We start from the raw sequence: 20,782 nt of genomic DNA on the forward strand, positions 1-20,782 counted from the left end.
ATGAGTAAACTTGCAGATTACGACGGCCCGGTTCTTGAAATCGAAAAACTGTCGATCAGCTTCTTCACCCGCCTGCATGAAATCCCTGCGGTGATGGATTTTTCTGTCTCCGTGGCGCCAGGCGAGGCCGTGGGCCTTGTGGGCGAATCCGGTTGCGGTAAATCCACCGTGGCGCTGGGCGTCATGCGGGATCTTGGCAAAAACGGATCAATCGTTGGCGGTTCAGTAAAATTCAAAGGCCGCGACATGGCCGAAATGGATGATGCAGAACTGCGCCACATTCGCGGCAATGAGATCGCCATGATCTATCAGGAACCTATGGCGTCCCTGAACCCCGCGATGAAAATCGGCCCGCAGCTGATGGAAGTGCCGATGTTGCATGATGGCGCAACCAAGGAAGAAGCCTACGCCCGCGCCCTTGAAGTGGTGACCGATGTGAAGCTGCCGGATCCCAAGCGCATGCTTGAAAGCTATCCGCACCAGCTGTCCGGTGGTCAGCAGCAACGGATCGTCATCGCCATGGCGCTGATGTCCAAACCTGCCCTTCTGATCCTGGACGAACCCACAACCGCGCTTGACGTGACGGTCGAGGCTGCCGTTGTGGAACTGGTGAAAGACCTGGGTAAGAAATACGGCACCTCTATGCTGTTTATTTCGCACAACCTTGGTCTGGTGCTGGAAACCTGTGACCGTCTTTGCGTCATGTATTCCGGTGAGGCCGTTGAACGCGGCTCCATCGCCGAGGTCTTCGACGAAATGCAGCACCCTTACACACAGGCGCTGTTCCGTTCGATCCCTCTGCCCGGTGCTGACAAAAACGCCCGTCCACTGGTCGCGATCCCCGGCAACTTCCCCCTGCCCCATGAACGCCCCAACGGCTGTAACTTTGGCCCGCGCTGTGACTATTTTGAGGAAGGGCGCTGTGATCAGGGCTACATCACCATGGATCCGGCGAATGAAGCCGGCAGTCATGAAAGCCGCTGTCTGAAGTTCAAAGAAATCGATTGGAACGCCCCGATCCAGGCAGGCAATCAGACAGAAAAAGCCGAACCTGGCAAAGTCGTTCTGAAAATGGACAACCTCAAGAAATATTATGAGGTGGCCGCGAACGCGCTGTTCAGCGGTGGCGAGAAGAAAGTCGTCAAAGCCAATGAAACCCTCAGCTTTGAGGCCCGCGAAAGCGAAACCCTGGCGATTGTGGGCGAATCCGGCTGTGGTAAATCGACCTTTGCCAAGGTTCTGATGGGGCTGGAAACCGCGACAGACGGCAAGATCACCCTGAATGGCAATGACATCCAGGACACTCCGATTGAAGACCGCGACACGGAAACGGTTTCTTCCGTTCAGATGGTCTTCCAGAACCCGTTTGACACGCTGAACCCGTCCATGACCGTCGGGCGTCAGATCATCCGGGCGCTGGAAATCTTCGACATCGGCGAAAGCGATCATGATCGCCGTGACCGGATGCTCAAGCTGCTGGATCTGGTGAAACTGCCCCGCGCCTTCGCAGATCGTATGCCGCGCCAGCTGTCTGGTGGCCAGAAGCAACGTGTTGGTATTGCACGCGCTTTTGCCGGTGATGCGCAAATCGTTGTGGCGGATGAACCTGTCTCGGCACTTGACGTATCTGTACAGGCCGCGGTGACCGATCTTCTGATGGAAATTCAGCGTGAAAACAAAACCACGCTGCTGTTCATCAGCCACGATCTGTCGATTGTGCGGTATTTGTCGGATCGCGTCATGGTGATGTATCTGGGCCATGTGGTGGAACTGGGCACGACCGATCAGGTCTTCCAGCCGCCCTACCACCCTTATACCGAAGCCCTGCTGTCAGCGGTTCCAATCGCGGATACCTCGATTGAAAAGGAACACATCGTTCTTGAAGGCGACATCCCATCGGCCATGAACCCGCCAAGCGGTTGCCCCTTCCAGACACGTTGTCGCTGGAAGTCAGAGGTGCCGGGTGGTCTTTGCGAGAAAGAGGTGCCACCGGTGCGCAAGCTGGAAGGCAAGCATCAGATCAAATGCCACCTTGCCGACGATGTTCTTGCCCGTATGGGCCCGGTCATCAAGATCGCGGCGGAATAAGCGCCTCACACCACCACAGAAAAGCCCGGGACACACGCCCGGGCTTTTTTTATTTATCACACTCCGGTTGCCCAATTTGCGGAATAACCCAGAGCACACAATATCATTACCGCCAAAATAGATAAAAGGATTCCGATCTTCCTGTTCACGGCTTCAAGCTCAATTACCAACACACACAAAAACACTATTGCCCAGAGAACCCAAATATAGACAGGGACAAACACTAAAACCGGAAACAGAAGAGCAGAGATAGCACCAATCGCTCCGGAAAAAGCGAATGCTCTCAGACCAACACGCCAGGCCATATGTCTTGGCCGATCTTCTGTTCCGTAAAAAAGATAAAGGAACAAACACGTGATTGCCCCAAATATGAGTTCAAATATTGCTTCCACACGATTTCTCCAAAATGAAAATCTAAACATAATCCGCCCCATTTACTTCATCTGTTCAGGGCAGAGATTAATTGAAAAAAGGCAAACCGATCCAGTTGCAGCGCATCAAGACAAAGCGAGTGCCGCTAACACCAGGCCAGAAACGAGGCCTGAAATCCACAAAGCGAACGATCCACGTGTTTTTTCATAGTAAAGAAAAATCGCGAAACACAGGAACCAGGGGATCCCGATCAGGAAAGCCCAATTACCTGTCGGCAAGAGCCCCAGGCAACCTCCCCCCAGGAATGCGGCACCAAAAAATATAAACAGGCGAAGTCCCAGACGAACCATTGCAAACCCTGATTGGTTTTCGTCCCCATAGATGTAGCGCCCCACACCTCCGACAAATCCATAAATCAGGGCATCAAATATAATCTGAAAAACAACTTCAAGCATATCTCACCTCAGCTCAATTCACTTAAGGTGGGTAACGCCAGGCATTAAAACAAGACGTCAGCTGACCAAATTCCGGTTCTTCTGGGAATACAGCGACAGCGCTGTGATCTGCCCGGCAACAATCGCCGCAAACATCAGAAACGCTGACAATCCAACGCCTTGCACGGGCATCAGGCTTTCGTTGAACAGGCTTTGGGTCGCGCCAAACAACACACGGCTTCCCGGCACCAAAAGCAAAATACCGGGCATAATATAGATCGCGCCGGTCAGATTCATCTTCTTTGCAAGCCAGGTCCCGTACAGGGTGATACAAGCCGCCGTCACCCAGGTCCCGGTGATCCAGCCGGCACCAAAGCCAAGCCAAACAGGCCCCCAAAGACCCAGCGCGGTCACAGGCAGGGCCAGGGCAATATCAACGGGACGTGCGTTAAAAATAATACCCAGGGCAAAGCTGAAAACAGGCAGAGCCACCACGGGCCACCACCAGATGACTTCATTCACATTCGGGGCATGCAGACCCGCGCCAAAGATCGTCTCACCAATGTTAAGGCCAATGAAAATGCCGATAAACAGTTTGGTGAAAACAAACATCGCCTGGGTAAACAGGCTTGTGCCGGAAATCAGGTCGTTAAAGGCCAGGCATTCCAGGGAATTGGCGATCGAAAGCCCGGGGACAAACAGCACAATCGCCGCAATGCACAGCCCCCAGACCGGCACCTCGGCCCCGCCCGCACTGATCGCAGCAACTGTAATTCCGACGATCAGCGCGCTGAGGAACTCAACAAAATTCGCCCTCTCGCCCTGACAGATCTGCTGACAGATCCAGACCAGAACACCCAGAATCGCCGCAAACCCGATCGCCTGAAGACTGCTGCCCACAAGGACCAGAAAAATCGGAGGGATGGAAATATGCGCCAGCGCCGTCAGCCAGGTCGGATAAGGAACATAGCCGATATGCGTGTCATCATCGCGATGAATGCGAATGATCGTGCGCGCCAGCAGGCCCAGATCAATGCCAGCCGGATCCATGCGGCGCATCAGGATCTGATTGTCTTCTTCGGGAAACTGAAAACTGACCGAGGTCGGCGTCGCCTGCACAACAACAGTCACGCCCAGTTTACGGGCGTAATGCTGCACGTATTTTTCAATCTTATAGGGCGCACAGCCACTGCGATGCAGCGCTTCGCCGATTTCCGCAATCTTCTGCGCCCGGCCCGGGTTCACCATATGACAGCTTTCCTGACTTATCTCGCGCCCCTTTCTCATGATTTTCAGTCCGGGGCAAGCCAATGCTGACACATTACTTTCCATCCGGTTAACTGCGTCAAGTGACCCTTGCGTCCCTATCCGGGCACGGACTGAATGGGGTCTAAAATACCCAAAATGACCAACGTAAAGAGTTTAAACTTCGTTCCTGGATGGCTTTAAAGATTGTAACGTTCGCTACTTCAGAGGTTTAAACTCTTTAAACTTCAGCTGCTGCCCAGGATACGACGCACATAGTTCCGGGTTTCGCGATAAGGCGGCACACCACCATGACGTTCAACCGCGCCAGGTCCTGCATTATAAGCCGCAAGCGCCAGCCGCCAGGACCGGAACTTGTCGTATTGTTCCTTCAGGTAACGCGCACCACCGTCCAGATTTTGCCTTGGATCACGGGGGTTTACCCCCAGAATACGCGCAGTTCCCGGCATAAGCTGCGCCAGACCAATCGCCCCGGCACTGCTGCGTGCATTGGGGTTCCAGTTGCTTTCCTGCTGCACAAGCCGCAGAAACAGATCTTCGGGAATGCTATAGCGCCGCGCGGCCGCCCGCGCCATCTGCGTATATTCCCCCCGGTACTGGCCGGTATAAGCCGGGACATCATCCCGACGCCCCAGGTTAGTCACCGTAGGAGGTTGTAATCTAACGGAATTATTGTACTGTTCAGCAGCGCGACCATCCAGAACGCTTAGCTGTTGCAGCAACCGGTTATGCGGCGCGCTTTGCGCATCAGCCGCATGGGACAGCAGCAAAAGAGAGATAACAAACGCCGTCTGGCTTTTCAGTCTGCTTATCATTCTGTTCTGTCTCCGGATTACAAAACCAATACCACGCAACAACATAAGCTGCTTTTATCATTTCACCAGTTGCAACGCAATTCTGAGTCTACCCCAGGCAATCCACCGCCAGTTTACACAAATTTTAGTTTTCAACAGCAAACTGCTTCCTGTCCCCCCCGACCATCTGTATGGTTGCCGGAAAATACATAGCGGGTGCAGATCACGCACCGCGAAACAGTCAAACAGAGGATGTGCTTCATGGCCGGTTCACTCAATAAAGTTATGCTGATTGGCAATCTCGGGGCGGACCCGGAAGTGCGCAGCTTTAACAATGGCGGCAAAGTCTGCAATCTGCGTATTGCGACGTCTGAGGCCTGGAAAGATCGCAACACCGGCGAACGTCGTGAGAAAACCGAATGGCACACTGTGTCCGTTTTCAGCGAAGGCCTGGTACGCGTCTGCGAACAATATCTGCGCAAAGGGTCCAAAGTGTTTGTCGAAGGTCAGCTTCAGACCCGCAAATGGCAGGATCAGTCCGGCAATGATCGTTATTCAACCGAAGTTGTCCTGCAAGGCTTCGGCGGCACGCTGACCATGCTGGATGGCCGTGGCGAAGGCGGTGGCCAGGGCGGCGGCAGCCGTGGTGGTTACGGTGGCGGCCAGGGCGGTGGTCAAGACGGCGGCTATGGTGGCGATAACTATGGCGGTGGTCAGGGTGGCTACGGCGGTGGTGGCAACCAGGGCGGCGGACGCCCAGCCCCTGCTCCGGCATCTGATCTGGACGATGAGATCCCGTTCTGATCCCTGAAGTTTCACTGAAAAACGCCGCAAATCAGCGGCGTTTTTTATTTGAATGACGCTGGGCGACCGTACCGCCACCAGCCGGCCAAAGGCAAAAGAAACGGCCCGGCCAGAACCGATCCCCCCAGCATAACAGCTGCAATGCTAAGATCGTGTCCCCGGTTGTCGATCAGATCGGCTGCAAGCTGCCCCAACCCTGTCAGACTTGCAGCCCCCATGATCAGCGCGATCCCCGTGTAAGCCAGCACGATCCATATTGCATGGAACATCGCGCGTATTACGGCGTCATACACGGCACGTGGAAACCACTTCAACCCTTGTACGAAGTGCACCCTACCGCACAAAATATCAAAGAAAACCTGAAGCAAGATTACACTGGCCACAGAAAAGATCGCGTAAAAGACAGACCGAACCGGTGAATAACCGTGGTGAACGGTAAAGAAAGCCTTCACACCCAATGCCGTCGCAATCAACAGCACAGCCAGAACAAACTCCCGCAATGCAATATCGCGCCGGAGCAGCGCAAAAATCTGATGTGCCAACAAAAGAACGGCAATCGTCAGTGTTACGACGATATCATCCAGACCGAGTGGCAGGAAAAACAAGCGCGTTACAACGCTTTCCAGATAAGGCCCCAGCGCCAGCAGTAGCAGGATCCCGGAAAATGGCAGGCGCGTTTCCCCGACAAATCCCCGAACAACCAAAGACCAAAGCAACAGTTCGATGAGCAGGAACTTTGCGACGTAACCCATCATACCCCCGAAGACGCCTTCACCTGTTGTCCAGAAATGACTCATCAGTTTTGAAAGAGATGCCCCGCGCCAGCGCAGATCGTCTGATATGAAATCCAGATGGCCAATCACGCAATAGATCAATGTGATCATAACCAGGGCCAGCCCCAGCCAACCCAACACCCGATGGATGGCCCAGAGAACCAGCAGTACACCGGCCAATCCGAACCAGACCATCGCACCCCGGGCACGCCCGCCAGCCGCTGCAATGTCACTTGCGAAAATAAGAGGCGTCAGCATGACAACACAGGCGACAAAAGCCAGGCCGGCTCTCTGCCACACAAGCGACCCTGGAAAGCTGAGCAAACAGGTTGATCCAATCACAAAGGCCAGCATGATTGCCCTGTCGTTCGTGAGAATCCAGCCAGGCAGAAGCCCGTAAGCCCAGGGGGATGCGATCAATAACAGAAATCCCCCCCAGATCAGGGCGATCAGAGAAAACAGACGGGGCCGGTCACTGTAACGTATCAACAGATTACCTCTGAACTTTATAGGATCCCGACATCAACAGGCGGCCAGAGCATCCTCCAGCACCGATTTCACAACGGCGCGATCCACATCAGCGGTCACAAAAGCATCGCCAATACTGCGCGCCATGATGAAACGCAGCTGGCCTTCGACCACCTTTTTGTCCTGGCCCATCAGCGTAATCAGCGCATCGGCATCCGGCAGGTCACCGGGAATGTCAGCAAGATCCACTTTCATCCCCATATCGCGCAGATGCGCACGCACGCGCGATGGTGCTTCCTGCGCACACAGGCCCAGACGGGCTGAAGTTTCAAAAGCCAGGGCGCAACCAATCGCAACACCTTCGCCGTGCAGCAAGCGATCAGAATAGCCCGTTGCGGCTTCCAGCGCATGGCAGAATGTGTGGCCCAGGTTCAACAGCGCGCGATCGCCCTGTTCGGTTTCATCCCGTGCAACGATGTCGGCTTTCATCTGGCAGGAACGGCGCACAGCTTCGATCCGCAGGGCTTCATCCCCCGCTGCCAGCGCCGGACCATTCTGTTCCAGCCATTCAAAGAAACTTTCATCACCCAGCATGCCGTATTTCACAACTTCACCGTACCCGGCCAGGAGATCACGTGCGGTCAATGTGCCAAGCACGCCCACATCTGCCAGCACAAGCGATGGCTGATGAAACGCCCCGATCAGGTTCTTGCCCTGGGGTGCGTTAATGCCGGTTTTACCACCAACAGAGCTGTCGACCTGCGCCAGAAGAGACGTCGGGATCTGCACAAAACGCACACCCCGGCGCAGCACAGAGGCCGCAAATCCTGTCAGATCGCCAATCACCCCGCCGCCAAAGGCAACAACGATATCGCCTCGTTCCACCTGCTGATCCAGCAGCCATTCCACAGTGCGGGTGAAATGCGGCCAGGATTTGGTGGCTTCACCTGCAGGCAAGGTCAAAGCTGTCATCGCGATGCCTTCCGCCGCAAGACCGGATTGAAGCGCATCAAGATGCAGTGCCGCGACGTTTTCATCTGTAATCACCGCAACACGTTTGCGTTTCAGAAGCGGTGCGATCTCTGCACCTGCCTGGGCAATCAACCCTGAACCGATCCGGATATCATAGGCGCGTTCGCCCAGTTCAACGCGGAGTGTCTCGATCATGCCGTTCACCTTCTTATTTATTTTCAATCACATCCGGGCGTGTCTTCAGGCAACCAACAACCCGTTCGGCCATATCAGGAATACTGTAATCTTCACGGCTGTCCACCACCAGATCAGCGTTTTGATAATGCGGTTGACGGGCGGTCAGAAGTTCGGTCAGCGTTGCTTTCGGGTCCGGGGTCCGCAGCAACGGACGCGTATCTTTGTGCCGCACGCGCGACCACAGCAGTTCCAGATCCGCACGCAGCCAGACAGAGACGCCTTTCTCAGAAACCACATCACGATTGCGTTCCGCCAGAAATGCCCCGCCACCAGTCGACAGGATACAAGGGCCTTCTTCCAGAAGACGTGAGATGACCTCATGTTCACGATCGCGAAAAAAACCTTCGCCATCCCGTTCAAATATCTCAGAAATTTCCATCTGTGCTGCACGCACGATTTCTTCGTCGCTGTCCATGAAAGGCACGCCCAGAACGTCTGCAACCGCCCGGCCAATGGCGGTTTTTCCAGCCCCCATCATCCCCACCATTACCACGGTTTTCTTCAGCTGCAGCGCCATTCCGGCCATTCCCCGCTTAATTTCACATCTTGTGACACTGAATGACGTGAAATTCGGGAAAAGACCATATATAAGTTGCACAGAGACCACCTGAAGGTGGCAAAAACTGACGATCCCTGGGGGCACACAATGATGGCACGACTGATAAAACTTCTGATTTTTCTGGTAATTCTTGGTTTTATTGGACTACTGGGCTTTGCTTATCTCGGTGATCTGAGACCGGCACAAACCGATGTAGCCGAACCCGTGACGCTGGAAACAAACTGATATGGGCCGCAAAGGCACATCAATCGGCCAGCTGACGCGTGCATGTTCTGTCGTTGCAATTCTGGCGGCAGCCGCACCCGCATTGCAGGCGCAGACAGCGCCCACAGAAAACGGCCCCATGTCCGCCATTGACTGGCTGTCAGATTCTCTTGCGGACCCGCAGGAATTCACGCTGGATGAACCTGCGACATCAACCAGCGCTGCCGTGGAAAGCATTTCTGTCCAAAGCCTTGATGCCCCCAGCCCTGACGCCGCCGGGCTGCTGCCGCCATCTGTAACCGGTTTTCCGGCCCGCCTTTGGGGCAGTGCAGAAACAAATCAGATCATTGAACAGATTGTCACCAGCCCACGCACGCCGCTGCCGGCTTTGTCTGCGCTGCGCCGCGAAATTCTTCTGGCAGAAGCGGCGGCACCTGAAAATGGCAACGGACGTTTGCTGCTTGCGCGCATTGATAAACTTCTTGAACTGGGCTTCCTTGAGGATGCCCACGCCTTGCTATCTTCAATAGAGACACGCAATGCCGATCTGTTCAGGCGTGAATTTGACATTGCCCTGCTTTTGGGGCGCGAAACCGAAGCCTGCAATGACATCCGGTCCGCCGGGGGGGTCGCGCTGTCTTATCAGGTGCGTGTCTTCTGTCTTGCCCGCAATGGCGATTGGAACGCTGCGGTTCTGACGCTGAACAGCGCTGACATTCTCGGGGAACTCAACCCCGGTGAATATGACCTGATTGCACGTTTTCTGGATCCTGAGATGTTCGAAGGTGACCCCGATCTTCCGGTGCCGTCCCATCCTTCGCCGCTGGTCTATCGCATGTACGAAGCTCTGGGACAGCCTATCCCGACCCGCATCCTGCCCCTCGCCTTTTCCCAGGCAGATCTGCGTGAGGTAACCGGCTGGAAGCTGCGAATTGAAGCAGCTGAACGCCTGGGCCGGATTGGCGCTGTGCCTGATAATCGCCTTCTGGGTATCTATACCGAACGCCAGGCCGCTGCCTCCGGTGGGGTCTGGGACCGGGTGAAAATTGTGCAGAATATGGATGTTGCCCTGCGCAGCGGTGACACGGATGCAATCAGCCGACAGTTGCCTGCCCTCATAGAGGTCATGCAGGAGAATGCCCTGCAAAGACCGCTGGCCAATATCTTTGCCCCCAGGCTGACAGAATTGATCAATCCGGAAGTGGATGGCGAAGAAGCGACTGTACCTCTGGTTTTCACTGACGAAAGCCTTTCTCTGATCCGACAGATTTCCTTGTTATCAGACACATATGAAACTGTTCCTGCAGGGTTCAGCCCCACCACCCCAAGGGAAGCCTTCCTGGAATCCCTTGCGCAAGGGCTGCCTGCAGCAGACACACCCGGCGACCCTGCCATTCAGGCTGTGATTGACGGATTTGACGGGGCTGCGCTGACGGCTGCGGATCAGGTGCTTTTGGATGACGGGCGCGTGGGTGAACTGCTTTTACACGCGATATCACGTTTTGGGTCTGGCACTGAAGGCGATCTGAGCCAGGTCACATCTGCCCTGCGGCTTTTACGCAGCCTGGGTCGCGAAGATACCGCCCGCCAAGCCGCCTTGCAGTTTCTTCTGATCTCTGAAAACGGGGCATCTTACTGATGCACCCCTGGATCAACAGTTTTCTGGAAGCCCAGGCTGCAGAACTGAATGCTGCGCGCAATACGCTGGATGCCTATGCACGTGATCTTCAGGATTTCATGACCTGGATGGAAAATCAGGCCTGTGCCCTGGACGATTGCGTCCGCGATGATATTGAAAACTACCTGATCGATATTGACACCCGGGGCCTGTCAAAAGCCACACGCGCGCGGCGTCTGTCTGCGATTAAACAGCTGTACCGGTTTGCTTTTGAGGAAGGCCTGCGCAGCGATCATCCGGCGCTGAAGATCCGGGGGCCGGGTCGCAGCAAGCGTCTGCCGCATGTTCTGAACGAAACCGATGTCAGCAAGCTGATCGGGGTATCAGAAGAATTTGGGCGCACCGCCAGTGATCAATTGCGCAATGCCTGCCTGATCGAACTGCTTTATGCCACGGGAATGCGTGTGACAGAACTTGTGTCCCTGCCCCTGACGGCCGCGCGCGGCAATCCCAAGATGTTGCTGGTTATGGGGAAAGGCGGCAAGGAACGTATGGTGCCGCTGTCCCCGCCTGCCCGTCGCAAAATGGCAGAATGGCTGACAGAAGCGGATCGTCTGAACACAGTGGCGCGCAAAGAAGGCAATCAGGAAGCAAAATTCCTTTTCCCGTCCCGCAATCGAAAAACCCATATGACCCGACAGGCCTTCTTTGTAATGATCAAGGCCATGGCGCTAGACGCCGGAATTAACCCCGATGACGTCACACCGCATAAGCTGCGCCATGCTTTTGCGACCCACCTTCTGGCGAACGGTGCCGATTTGCGGGCGATCCAGGTTCTGCTGGGTCATGCCAATCTGTCAACGACGGAAATTTACACACATGTCCTGGAAGCCCGGCTTCAGGAACTGGTTATGGATCATCACCCTCTGGAAAATGACGGCTGATCCGTTACATTAGACCAAACGAACACCTTCAGGATATTCCACACCATGGAAAACTTCACCTTTGATCAGGCCTTCTGGTTCAGCTGCGCATCCATTGCGTTGCTTCTGCTTTGCTCGGCTTTTTTCTCGGGCTCCGAAACCGCGCTGACGGCGGCATCCCGCGGCAAGTTGCGTGCTCGTGCCGACAAGGGAGAAGGTGGCGCAACCGCAGCTCTGAAAGTGACAGAAGACACCGAACGCCTGATCGGTGCGGTGCTGCTGGGCAATAACCTTGTGAATATCCTCGCGGCATCGCTTGCAACGGCCCTGTTCACCCGGATCTTTGGTGAAAGCGGCATCGCAATGGCGACACTTGTGATGACCCTTCTGGTTCTGGTGTTCGCTGAAGTTCTTCCCAAAACCTGGGCCATCACCCGGCCTGAGGAAGCCGCAGCGCGGGTGTCCCCTGTGATTTCCGTGATTGTCATGGTGCTGACCCCGTTTGTCATGCTCGTGCGGATGATCGTGCGGTTGATTTTACGTCTCTTTGGGATGAAGGACACGGACGGTCAGATGCTTGCGGTCCGTGAAGAAATTGCCGGTGCAATCAGCCTTGGCCATTCTGAAGGCACGGTTGAAAAAGAAGATCGCGACCGGATCCTTGGCGCGCTTGATCTGGGGGATCGCACGGTTGAGGAAATCATGCTGCACCGTTCGCAGATTGAGATGATTGACGCGGATAAAGACCCGGGTGAAATCCTGACACAATGTCTGGAAAGCAATCACACCCGCCTGCCCGTCTTCCGTGATGATCCCGAAAACATCATCGGGGTGGTTCATGCGAAGAACCTGCTGCGCGCGGTCAATAAACTGCGCGATGGTGATGCGTTGAAAGAAGGTGCAATGTCCGGGTTTGACCTGATGGAGGTGGTAAACGAACCGTATTTTGTGCCCGAAACCACCACGCTGGATGATCAGATGCGTCAGTTCCTGCGTCGTCATACCCATTTCGCCCTGGTGGTGGACGAATATGGCGCGCTTCAGGGGTTGATCACACTTGAAGACATCCTGGAAGAAATCGTGGGTGAGATTACCGATGAATTTGACGAAGGTGAAGATCAGGCAATCCGCGCAGCTGACAACGGGAACTACATCGTGGATGGTGCCATGACGATCCGCGATCTCAACCGCGCGGCCGACTGGTCCCTGCCCGATGAGGAAGCCAACACCATCGCGGGTCTCGTGATTCACGAAGCCCAGATGATCCCGGTTCCGGGCCAGGTGTTTTCCTTCCATGGGTTCCGCTTTGAAATTGCGGCGCGGGAAGCCAACCGGATTACAGAACTGAAGATCAGACCATTGGCCTGATCAGCCTGGTGAAAAATTTGACAGGGCTGATCCAATCATGTTTCCGATCAGCTCAAGAACTTTTGCGGTGATATAACCTTTCAGGAAAAGCAGATCACACAACCAGAGAAAGACAAACCCGGCGAAGCCTGCATAGGCCCAGCCGGTAAAATCATTGGTCAACAAGACCATCCCCCAATCTTTCCCGCGCAGGAAAAACCAGCATCCTGCGGCGACAGTACCGACAAGAGCCATCTCAAGCCGCAGTAACAGACTGGCACGCGATGGCTGAAACTTTGCGGTCAGAAGAACCATGATAAACAGCAGTGCATTTGTGCCGGTGAATATCTTTGCATCCAGCAGAAACCCGTTCAGTGCCCTGTCATAGCGCATGTTGATAAAATCATAGACCGATCGCCCGCCCGGCCCTTTGATGGTAAGAAGACGCTCTGCCGTATTCACCGACAGCCCGGCAGGTGCCTCAAGACAAGACTTCCCGCACCGATCTGCAAGCGCGACCGACACAAGCTGTTCTGCATTCTCCGATATTTTTGTCAGAAGTCCGGCATGTTCTTCCGCCTCCCCGGCCAGACGTAGAGCAAGACGTTGGCGCATGGTCAGATCCCGGCGTATTTCATCTGACGGCGGTGCGCCCGCCAGAGACACCAGCCGGTTTTCGACCTCATAGACTGCAAACCGCTGCAATCCTGCATCAATCGTATTGCGCCCAGTCAGAACCGCAAGGAAAGCAAGGGTGAAACCAATCGCCCCCACAACCGAAACCACATAAACAAAATTTCGTAGAGATTTATAATCACTCATTAAAATATCTTTATTTAGGGGCGATTACCGCCCCTTAAACAAGCCCCCGAGGATACCACGCACGATGCGCCGTCCAGTGGTGCCGGTCAGTTCCTTTTTCAGCATAGATCCGATGGATTCACCCCAGTCTTTTTCCCGCGAAGTACGACGACGGGTCTGTTGAACACGGGATGTGGATCGCCCGACAGTTTTGCCGGAATAGCGCCGTGCGGCCCGGAATTCACGTTCGGCCAGAGATGCTTCCTCTTCCTGGCGCTCGGATGCTTCCGCTTCTGTCGCTGCCTTGTCTGCACGCCCTCTCAGGATCTCATAGGCGCTTTCACGGTCAACCTTGTTTTCATATTTCCCGGCCAGCGGAGAGGTCGCAACGAACCCCGCGCGCTCCTGCGCTGTGATTGGGCCAAGTTGCGAAGATGGCGGGCGGATCAACGTGCGTTCAGCCACCCCCGGAATGCCTTTCTTTTCAAGGAAGGATGTCACTGCCTCGCCCACCCCGACCTCACGGATCGCATCTTCGATCTCAAACCGCGGATTGTCGCGATAGGTTTCCGCTGCCAGTTTCAGTGCCTTACGATCACGCGCGGTAAAGGCCCGCAATGCATGCTGCACCCGATTGCCAAGCTGCCCGAGAATATCCTCGGGTACATCCGCCGGATTCTGCGTGATGAAATAAACACCAACGCCTTTGGACCGGATGAGACGCGCGACCTGTTCAACCTTATCAACCAGGGCCTTGGGGGCGTCTTCAAACAGCAGATGTGCTTCGTCAAAAAAGAACACAAGTTTCGGTTTATCCGGATCGCCGACCTCTGGCAGTTCTTCAAACAGTTCAGACAGCAACCACAGCAGAAAAGTTGCATAAAGCCGGGGCGATCCCATCAGCTTATCCGCCGCCAGAATATTCACATGCCCGCGCCCATCGGGCGCAGATTGCATAAGGTCCGACAGGCCAAGCGCTGGTTCCCCGAACAGATCTGCCCCGCCCTGATTTTCCAGAACCAGAAGGCGTCGCTGAATGGCGCCAATGGAAGACGCCCCGACATTGCCATAGCGCAAAGACAGATCTTTCGCGTTTTCCCCGACCCAGACCAGAATTGCCTGCAGATCTTTCAGATCCAACAGGGCCATTCCCTGTTCATCTGCCACGCGGAAAGCAATGTTCAGAATACCTTCCTGTGCTTCCGTCAGCTCCAGCAGGCGGGCAATCAGCAAAGGCCCCATTTCCGCAACGGTCGTGCGCACCGGATGCCCCTGTTCCCCAAACAGATCCCAGAATACCGTCGGGAAGGAACTATATTGATAATCGGAAAAGCCAATCTTTTCCGCACGCGAGACAAACGCATCATGTAACTTGAAATCAGCGCTGCCGGATTTGGCCAATCCCGAAAGATCCCCTTTCACATCCGACAGAAAAACCGGCACCCCCTGGGCAGAAAAGCTTTCCGCCAGTATCTGCAGCGTAACTGTTTTCCCGGTTCCGGTTGCCCCGGCGACAAGACCGTGCCGGTTGGCATATTTCAGAAGGAGTTCCTGCGGTGCCGCATAATTTTCACCACCACCACCTGTAAAGATCCGATCACCGCCCATAATTGATTCCCTCATTTATCCGTTTCATACGAAAATACTCTTTTAACACTTTCATGCCAGTATCTGTTTGTCCGGGTGTCCTGTCCTCGTTCACCCGGCACTTCCTCCCTGTTAGACTGGCCGTGCCTTGTGCACGGTCTTTTTTTTGCCACCTGCCGCCCGGCAAGCTGAAAATCCCAGTCAAAGGCGAAATATTACAGATTCTTACAGATTCACTGTTGACCACTGCACAAGGCACGGATTAGGGTTCCTGCAATAATAAGTCGGCCAGTCCGACAGGGAGAGAGAATAGAAAAAGGGTCGTCTTCGGCCCTTTTTCTTTTTCGTATTTTTTCCTTGAAATCTGCTCTCCGGCAATGGCTTGCCTGGTTCCCCTATTCTTCTGATTTTCCGGCCTGACACTGGCTTTCAGTCATGTTAGATGCAGGTAAATCTATGGAGTAGTGCCAGATGAAAACCATTTTTACACACTTTGCAGCCCTGACATTTGCGGCAGCAATCAGCACCCAGGCTTTCGCTCAGGAAACAACCACTGATGAGGCAGCTGAAGCGGAAGCCGCTGCAACTGCCCAGGAAGCCGCGACAGCGGAAAGCTTCCCAACTGGCACCCCGGTTGCGCCAGAAGTCTATTCCCGCGAAAAACATGGCGACTGGGATGTACGTTGTGTGCGCGGAACAGAAGGCGAAGAGCCTTGCCAGCTGAATATCACTCTTCTGAACCAGGAAGGTGGTCCGGTTGCAGAAGTAACCATGTTCCGTCTTCCGGAAGGTCGCCAGGCAGTTGCTGGTGGTCTGATTTCCGTCCCTCTCGGCACCCATCTGCCGGATGGCGTTCGTATTTCCGTTGATGGCAGCAACCCACTGGGCTTCCAGTTCACAACCTGTGATCCGCAGGGGTGCTTTGCCCGCGTTGGGTTTACCCAGGAAGTAATCAACCGCCTTAAAAACGGTGCAGATGCAGTTGTTACAATCGTACCTGCCGCTGCACCTGATCAGCGCCTTGATCTGCCAATGTCGCTGACTGGTTTCACCGCGGCCTTTACCGCGCTGCCAGTTCCTGCACAGTAAAACCGGGACACATTCCCAAATCAGAAAAGCCACCCAATTGGGTGGCTTTTTACTTGTCAGTTGTACTTTGTTTAAGGTGCCTTACGCAGGGCCAGCACAGCGTTCAGCCCGCCAAAAGCAAATGCGTTCGACAGCACCACGTCAACATTTGCCTCACGTGCAACATTTGGAACAACATCCAGCGCACATTCCGGATCCGGTTCTTCGTAACCGATGGTTGGCGCGATCACCCCTTCGCGCAGCGCCATAATACAGGCCAGAAGTTCCACAGCCCCCGTGCCGCCAATCAGATGGCCGTGCATGGATTTGGTGGAAGACATCATCAGGTGATCTGCGTGCGCACCGAATACATCCGCAACAGCGGCGCATTCGGTTTTGTCATTCGCGGCGGTCCCCGTGCCATGGGCGTTGATATAACAGACGTCAGACGGGTTCAGGCGCGCATCTTTCAAAGCACCGGAAATCGCGCGTGCAGCCCCCTGTTTTGATGGCATCACAATGTCTGACGCATCAGACGTCATAGCAAAGCCAATGACTTCTGCCAGGATCTCTGCACCTCTGGCTTTGGCGTGGTCATAGTCCTCAAAGACAAAGACACCCGCGCCTTCGCCCTGCACCATACCGGAACGACCCAGCGAAAACGGACGACAGGCATCACGGGACATGACCCGCAGGCCTTCCCATGCCTTCACCCCACCAAAGCACAGCATGCTTTCTGACCCGCCGGTCACCATGACATCACACATGCCCGTGCGGATCATCTGGAAGGCCTGGCCCATCGCGTGATTGGACGACGCACAGGCAGTGGCCACGGTAAAGCTTGGCCCTTTCAGGTTGTATGCCATGCTGACATGACTGGCGGCCGCATTGTTCATAAGCTTGGGAACAACAAACGGGTGCACCCGGTTTTTACCTTCCTCATACACAGAGCGGTAGTTTTCATCGAGCGTCTGCATACCGCCGCCGGATGTGCCCAGAACCACACCGGATCGCTGCGCAAGTTCGCCATTAAACGTCAGGCCCGATTGCCCCACAGCCTCACGTGCAGCCAGCAGAGTGAACTGAGTGTAACGATCATATAGTGCGATCTGCTGGCGATTGAATTCAGCTTCGGCGTCGTAATTCTTGACCTGCCCGCCGATCTTAATCGACAGGCGATCCACATCCTGAAATTCCAGTTCAGAAATGCCGCAACGGCCTTCACGAAAGCCTTCCAGCGTTTCCGCAACAGAACGCCCCAGGGAATTGATTGTGCCCTGCCCGGTGATAACCACGCGTTTCATGGTTATTTCTGTTCCGACACAAGGGCGCTGACAGCCTTTGTGATTGAAGCCACGGAAGAAATGTCAAAGTCACTTTCCGAGGGGTCATTCGCGTTAAAAGGCACCTGTATGTCGAAGGCTTCTTCAATTGCGAAAATGCTTTCCACCAGGCCCAGGCTGTCAATGCCAAGATCTTCCAGCGTTGAGGTCGGCGTCACGTCAGAAACCTCCAGAACCGCTTGTTCTGCGATGATTTCAATGACTTTCGCTTCGATCGTGTCGGACATCAATTTTACCTCAATTTACCTTGTCGCAGATTTACTTGTTTTCGTCGGTTTTTGAAACAGTTTCTTGAAGGCTGGCAAAAGCCGTCTTCAGATCCGCAAGTTGTTTCAGCGCCCGTGGCAGACGGCGCAGGCTTTTGTTGATTTCAACCTGAGTTTCCATCTTCACCGCAGGAGATCCCAGGATCACACGGCCCGCAGGCACTTTGGTGAAGATCTTTGAGGCTCCACCCGCCACGACATCATCCCCGATAAAGATGTTGTCAGACGCGCCACACTGCCCGCCCATAACCACACGATTGCCAATCTTTGTCGATCCGGCAATGCCAACCTGGCCGCACAGCAGGCAATCTTCACCCACCTGCACGTTATGGCCCAGATGCACCTGATTATCGAGCTTCGTGCCCCGGCCAATCCGTGTCGCGCGGATCGTGCCGGAATCGATCGTGACATTGCCGCCGGTTTCTACATCATCCCCGATCTCAACGCCGCCCAGTGAATGAATACGGATCCAGGCCTGGCCTGCACCTTCATTGGCAACGTCGCCCTGATCGCCAAGGCTTTCACGGGCTTTTTCCACACCGGATTTCTCAGGCGTGACAAAAGAGAACCCATCCGCCCCGATCACACCACCTGCCTGGGCAATAAACCGATCCCCAATACGCACATTTGCGCCAATGCGAACGCCAGGGTGGATCAAACAGTTGTCACCAATTGTGCTGTTGCGTCCAACCGAAGCATGACTGGCGATCTGCGCATTTTCGCCGATCACCACGCCCGCATTGATCACCACAAACGGACCAATCGCGGCATGCGCGCCAATCTGCGCGGTGGAATCAATCACAGCCGTTGGGTGAACGCCCGGCACAAGATCCAGCCCGTGATCCAGCATCTGTGTCAGGCCGGACATCGCAAATCGTGGACGCGGTGCGAAAATCGCAGCCTTCAACCCCAGCGCCTGCCAGTCCGCCCCTTCCCAGAGCATGGCAACCTGTGCCGCGCCCTGTGACAGACCCTCTGCATATGCAGGGTTCATCGCAAGCGCCAGCGCATCAGCAGCAGCCCCCACAGGTTCAGCGGCATGGGTGATTTCAAAAGAAACAGCGCCGGCGGCTTCAAGCCCCAGCGCTGTTGCAATGTCTTTTACTGTGTGACGCATTCTATTCCCTCTGGGCGGATGATCCGCCCTTTGGGTTTAGTTTTAGCTGCGTTGCGCCCGCAGTTCCACCCCGGCGTTGCTGAGGTGATCCCAGATCTTGCGATCCCGGCCATAAATATCGCGGCGGAAGTTGATGTTGCCACGTGGTTGGGTCACCGCGGTGCGGTAAATCAGATGCACAGGCACCTGGGTTTCCAGTGGCACCACACGTTCCTGACCGCTGTTCAGACGTTCCTGGAAGAAGGCTTCCGGATTGCTCATCTGCGCTGCAAGCAGTGCATAGGCGAAATCAAACGGGTCATTCAGACGGACACACCCATGAGAGAACGCACGTGTTTCGCGGGAAAACAGGTTCTTCGCCGGGGTATCATGCAGATAAATGTTGTACCGGTTCGGGAACATGAATTTCACCAGACCCAGCGCATTCCGGCGTGACGGTGGTTGCTTCAGGTTAAACGGGAAGGTCCGCTCATTATACTGGGTGAAATCCACAGTTGAACGATCCACAGTCTGACCACGGGCGTTCACCAGACGCAGATGGCCGGCAGCCCCCGGGTTCCGCTGCATCATCGGCAGGTATTCGTTGACAGCGATTGAGCGCGGCACATTCCAGGTCGGGTTAATGACCATATGTTCCATGACATCAGAAAACTCTGGTGTGCGACGATCACTGTCATTTGCACCGACAACAGAACGGGTTTCAAAGGTCACCTGCCCGTTATCAATGATCTTCGCCTGGAAATCCGGGATGTTTACCAGAACGTGACGCTGGCCACGATCCTGGTTGAACCAGCGTTCGCGTTCCATCGCAACAAGGATAGAAGACAGACGGTTTGCGGCAGGCGTATTGATTTCACGCAGTGTACCTTCACCTGCAACGCCGTCTGGGTTCAGGCCATGATCAAGCTGGAATTGCTGAACAGCTGCCTGAATTGAGGCGTCATAAGTCTGAGTGCTGGAACGACGGATGTACCCCATGGCGATCAGACGATCACGCAGGGCCACAACGCCTGCCCCACTGTTACCCGGTTCATATTTGGAACCCGGCACAGTTGCCCCCCAGCCGCCACGGGCCAGAAGACGTTCAAAACGGGTCTTTTCTTCCATCAGACGGGTATATTCCGGTGTGCGCGGCGCAAAGCTGCGGAACAGCGCATTCGGTGCGTTTTCGATCAGCGCATTCATCAGCGCCCCGGTGGAAGGACGTGAAATCTCGCGTACAATGCCATCATCAATACGGCGTGGATTGCGAATAATACCGGATTTCAGATCTGTTGCCCAGGCGACATACATCTCTGACAGCTTCACTTCGGCCAGACCACGTTCACGCGCAGAACGCGCGCTGCGCAGCATCGAACGAATTTCATCCGGGTTATAGCGTGACACCGGCAGACCATGGTCCCCGGCTTTGTTCAGCGCAGTCAGAAACGCACGACGACGGGAACGTTCCCGGCCGGAACGCCCTGTCCAGACTGATTCATAATTTCTTGTGCGGTAAAATTCCGCCAATGCATCATCACCAGAGGCTGCTTCTGCAACCGCCTGACGAAATGCTGTATCCTGGGCAGTCGCGGTTGTGGCTGTCAGAGCCGCAACCAGCATCACGGCGCATGCAAAAACGAATGCACGGCCACTGCCGAATTGATTAAGTAAAAGTTTCATTCCTGAACCCCTGTAAGACCCTTACGCAGACTATGGGCTGTATGCGCGAAAATTCTCGGAAATGGAAGCGACGCTGTCC

At 54.9% G+C, this 20,782-nt stretch carries 20 protein-coding genes; 7 read left to right on the top strand and 13 right to left on the bottom strand.

Annotation, left to right across the window (positions count from 1 at the left end):
• On the top strand, positions 1 to 2,088 hold the full coding sequence (locus H1D41_RS01640) for a dipeptide ABC transporter ATP-binding protein (protein WP_228847263.1): 2,088 nt from the start codon (positions 1 to 3) through the stop codon (positions 2,086 to 2,088).
• 56 nt (positions 2,089 to 2,144) lie between these two features.
• On the opposite strand, the gene H1D41_RS01645 is transcribed toward H1D41_RS01640, so the two are convergent.
• The 4 genes from H1D41_RS01645 to H1D41_RS01660 all read right to left on the bottom strand — a co-directional run bounded on the left by H1D41_RS01645 (position 2,145) and on the right by H1D41_RS01660 (position 4,975).
• Positions 2,145 to 2,510, bottom strand: a complete 366-nt coding sequence (locus tag H1D41_RS01645) for a hypothetical protein (RefSeq protein WP_228847264.1) — start codon at positions 2,508 to 2,510, stop codon at positions 2,145 to 2,147.
• A gap of 75 nt (positions 2,511 to 2,585) precedes the next feature.
• On the bottom strand, positions 2,586 to 2,915 hold the full coding sequence (locus tag H1D41_RS01650; protein ID WP_228847265.1) for a hypothetical protein: 330 nt from the start codon (positions 2,913 to 2,915) through the stop codon (positions 2,586 to 2,588).
• Positions 2,916 to 2,972: 57 nt separating this feature from the next.
• Positions 2,973 to 4,142: a threonine/serine exporter family protein gene (locus tag H1D41_RS01655; RefSeq protein ID WP_228847266.1), complete on the bottom strand. Its 1,170-nt coding sequence runs from the start codon at positions 4,140 to 4,142 to the stop codon at positions 2,973 to 2,975.
• Positions 4,143 to 4,387: 245 nt separating this feature from the next.
• Positions 4,388 to 4,975: a lytic transglycosylase domain-containing protein gene (locus H1D41_RS01660; RefSeq protein WP_228847267.1), complete on the bottom strand. Its 588-nt coding sequence runs from the start codon at positions 4,973 to 4,975 to the stop codon at positions 4,388 to 4,390.
• Positions 4,976 to 5,215: 240 nt separating this feature from the next.
• Between H1D41_RS01660 and ssb the strand changes: the two genes are divergently transcribed.
• Complete coding sequence (gene ssb / locus H1D41_RS01665; protein WP_228847268.1) at positions 5,216 to 5,758, top strand: single-stranded DNA-binding protein; 543 nt, start codon at positions 5,216 to 5,218, stop codon at positions 5,756 to 5,758.
• Between the two features lie 44 nt (positions 5,759 to 5,802).
• Here the strand turns inward: ssb and H1D41_RS01670 are convergent, their stop codons facing one another.
• Genes H1D41_RS01670 through H1D41_RS01680 form a run of 3 tightly spaced genes read right to left on the bottom strand, consistent with a single transcriptional unit; the run spans position 5,803 to position 8,725 of the window.
• Entirely contained in the window at positions 5,803 to 7,020 is a 1,218-nt protein-coding gene (locus H1D41_RS01670) for a hypothetical protein (protein WP_228847269.1), read from the bottom strand.
• A 33-nt stretch (positions 7,021 to 7,053) separates the two neighbouring features.
• On the bottom strand, positions 7,054 to 8,166 hold the full coding sequence (gene aroB, locus H1D41_RS01675) for a 3-dehydroquinate synthase (RefSeq protein ID WP_228847270.1): 1,113 nt from the start codon (positions 8,164 to 8,166) through the stop codon (positions 7,054 to 7,056).
• 13 nt (positions 8,167 to 8,179) lie between these two features.
• Complete coding sequence (locus tag H1D41_RS01680) at positions 8,180 to 8,725, bottom strand: shikimate kinase (RefSeq protein ID WP_228847271.1); 546 nt, start codon at positions 8,723 to 8,725, stop codon at positions 8,180 to 8,182.
• A gap of 129 nt (positions 8,726 to 8,854) precedes the next feature.
• Between H1D41_RS01680 and H1D41_RS01685 the strand changes: the two genes are divergently transcribed.
• Genes H1D41_RS01685 through H1D41_RS01700 form a run of 4 tightly spaced genes read left to right on the top strand, consistent with a single transcriptional unit; the run spans position 8,855 to position 12,880 of the window.
• Complete coding sequence (locus H1D41_RS01685; protein WP_228847386.1) at positions 8,855 to 8,992, top strand: hypothetical protein; 138 nt, start codon at positions 8,855 to 8,857, stop codon at positions 8,990 to 8,992.
• A 1-nt stretch (position 8,993) separates the two neighbouring features.
• A complete protein-coding gene (locus H1D41_RS01690; protein ID WP_228847272.1) occupies positions 8,994 to 10,610 on the top strand; it encodes a hypothetical protein in 1,617 nt (538 codons plus the stop codon).
• On the top strand, positions 10,610 to 11,533 hold the full coding sequence (locus H1D41_RS01695) for a tyrosine recombinase (protein WP_228847273.1): 924 nt from the start codon (positions 10,610 to 10,612) through the stop codon (positions 11,531 to 11,533). Before H1D41_RS01690 ends, H1D41_RS01695 begins: the two co-directional genes overlap by 1 nt.
• 45 nt (positions 11,534 to 11,578) lie before the next feature.
• On the top strand, positions 11,579 to 12,880 hold the full coding sequence (locus H1D41_RS01700; protein WP_228847274.1) for an HlyC/CorC family transporter: 1,302 nt from the start codon (positions 11,579 to 11,581) through the stop codon (positions 12,878 to 12,880).
• Here H1D41_RS01700 and H1D41_RS01705 read toward each other — a convergent pair whose 3' ends face one another.
• Together H1D41_RS01705 and H1D41_RS01710 are read right to left on the bottom strand one after the other, a co-directional pair.
• Positions 12,881 to 13,681, bottom strand: coding sequence for a hypothetical protein (locus H1D41_RS01705; RefSeq protein WP_228847275.1), 801 nt, complete (start codon positions 13,679 to 13,681; stop codon positions 12,881 to 12,883).
• Positions 13,682 to 13,705: 24 nt separating this feature from the next.
• Positions 13,706 to 15,283, bottom strand: coding sequence for a helicase HerA-like domain-containing protein (locus tag H1D41_RS01710; RefSeq protein ID WP_394355374.1), 1,578 nt, complete (start codon positions 15,281 to 15,283; stop codon positions 13,706 to 13,708).
• 435 nt (positions 15,284 to 15,718) lie between these two features.
• Here H1D41_RS01710 and H1D41_RS01715 point away from each other — a divergent pair, with 435 nt between their 5' ends.
• On the top strand, positions 15,719 to 16,336 hold the full coding sequence (locus H1D41_RS01715; protein WP_228847276.1) for an invasion associated locus B family protein: 618 nt from the start codon (positions 15,719 to 15,721) through the stop codon (positions 16,334 to 16,336).
• A 71-nt stretch (positions 16,337 to 16,407) separates the two neighbouring features.
• Here H1D41_RS01715 and H1D41_RS01720 read toward each other — a convergent pair whose 3' ends face one another.
• Genes H1D41_RS01720 through H1D41_RS01735 form a run of 4 tightly spaced genes read right to left on the bottom strand, consistent with a single transcriptional unit; the run spans position 16,408 to position 20,703 of the window.
• The gene (locus H1D41_RS01720) at positions 16,408 to 17,619 is read right to left on the bottom strand and encodes a beta-ketoacyl-[acyl-carrier-protein] synthase family protein (protein ID WP_228847277.1); all 1,212 of its coding nucleotides are present in this window, start codon (positions 17,617 to 17,619) and stop codon (positions 16,408 to 16,410) included.
• Between the two features lie 2 nt (positions 17,620 to 17,621).
• Complete coding sequence (locus H1D41_RS01725) at positions 17,622 to 17,885, bottom strand: acyl carrier protein (protein WP_228847278.1); 264 nt, start codon at positions 17,883 to 17,885, stop codon at positions 17,622 to 17,624.
• Positions 17,886 to 17,916: 31 nt separating this feature from the next.
• Positions 17,917 to 19,041, bottom strand: a complete 1,125-nt coding sequence (locus H1D41_RS01730; RefSeq protein WP_228847279.1) for a UDP-3-O-(3-hydroxymyristoyl)glucosamine N-acyltransferase — start codon at positions 19,039 to 19,041, stop codon at positions 17,917 to 17,919.
• Between the two features lie 42 nt (positions 19,042 to 19,083).
• Positions 19,084 to 20,703, bottom strand: coding sequence for a L,D-transpeptidase family protein (locus H1D41_RS01735; RefSeq protein ID WP_228847280.1), 1,620 nt, complete (start codon positions 20,701 to 20,703; stop codon positions 19,084 to 19,086).
• Positions 20,704 to 20,782: the final 79 nt, after the last annotated feature.

The sequence above is a fragment of the Halocynthiibacter styelae genome, from assembly GCF_016123485.1.
GTDB lineage: Bacteria > Pseudomonadota > Alphaproteobacteria > Rhodobacterales > Rhodobacteraceae > Halocynthiibacter > Halocynthiibacter styelae.

Bases quoted from the DNA above. Each gene is read 5' to 3' on its own strand.
- H1D41_RS01640 (WP_228847263.1), top strand. From the start codon at position 1: ATGAGTAAACTTGCAGATTACGACGGCCCGGTTCTTGAAATCGAAAAA.
- H1D41_RS01645 (WP_228847264.1), bottom strand. From the start codon at position 2,510: ATGTTTAGATTTTCATTTTGGAGAAATCGTGTGGAAGCAATATTTGAA.
- H1D41_RS01650 (WP_228847265.1), bottom strand. From the start codon at position 2,915: ATGCTTGAAGTTGTTTTTCAGATTATATTTGATGCCCTGATTTATGGA.
- H1D41_RS01655 (WP_228847266.1), bottom strand. From the start codon at position 4,142: ATGGTGAACCCGGGCCGGGCGCAGAAGATTGCGGAAATCGGCGAAGCG.
- H1D41_RS01660 (WP_228847267.1), bottom strand. From the start codon at position 4,975: ATGATAAGCAGACTGAAAAGCCAGACGGCGTTTGTTATCTCTCTTTTG.
- ssb (WP_228847268.1), top strand. From the start codon at position 5,216: ATGGCCGGTTCACTCAATAAAGTTATGCTGATTGGCAATCTCGGGGCG.
- aroB (WP_228847270.1), bottom strand. From the start codon at position 8,166: ATGATCGAGACACTCCGCGTTGAACTGGGCGAACGCGCCTATGATATC.
- H1D41_RS01680 (WP_228847271.1), bottom strand. From the start codon at position 8,725: ATGGCGCTGCAGCTGAAGAAAACCGTGGTAATGGTGGGGATGATGGGG.
- H1D41_RS01685 (WP_228847386.1), top strand. From the start codon at position 8,855: ATGATGGCACGACTGATAAAACTTCTGATTTTTCTGGTAATTCTTGGT.
- H1D41_RS01690 (WP_228847272.1), top strand. From the start codon at position 8,994: ATGGGCCGCAAAGGCACATCAATCGGCCAGCTGACGCGTGCATGTTCT.
- H1D41_RS01695 (WP_228847273.1), top strand. From the start codon at position 10,610: ATGCACCCCTGGATCAACAGTTTTCTGGAAGCCCAGGCTGCAGAACTG.
- H1D41_RS01700 (WP_228847274.1), top strand. From the start codon at position 11,579: ATGGAAAACTTCACCTTTGATCAGGCCTTCTGGTTCAGCTGCGCATCC.
- H1D41_RS01705 (WP_228847275.1), bottom strand. From the start codon at position 13,681: ATGAGTGATTATAAATCTCTACGAAATTTTGTTTATGTGGTTTCGGTT.
- H1D41_RS01710 (WP_394355374.1), bottom strand. From the start codon at position 15,283: ATGAGGGAATCAATTATGGGCGGTGATCGGATCTTTACAGGTGGTGGT.
- H1D41_RS01715 (WP_228847276.1), top strand. From the start codon at position 15,719: ATGAAAACCATTTTTACACACTTTGCAGCCCTGACATTTGCGGCAGCA.
- H1D41_RS01720 (WP_228847277.1), bottom strand. From the start codon at position 17,619: ATGAAACGCGTGGTTATCACCGGGCAGGGCACAATCAATTCCCTGGGG.
- H1D41_RS01725 (WP_228847278.1), bottom strand. From the start codon at position 17,885: ATGTCCGACACGATCGAAGCGAAAGTCATTGAAATCATCGCAGAACAA.
- H1D41_RS01730 (WP_228847279.1), bottom strand. From the start codon at position 19,041: ATGCGTCACACAGTAAAAGACATTGCAACAGCGCTGGGGCTTGAAGCC.
- H1D41_RS01735 (WP_228847280.1), bottom strand. From the start codon at position 20,703: ATGAAACTTTTACTTAATCAATTCGGCAGTGGCCGTGCATTCGTTTTT.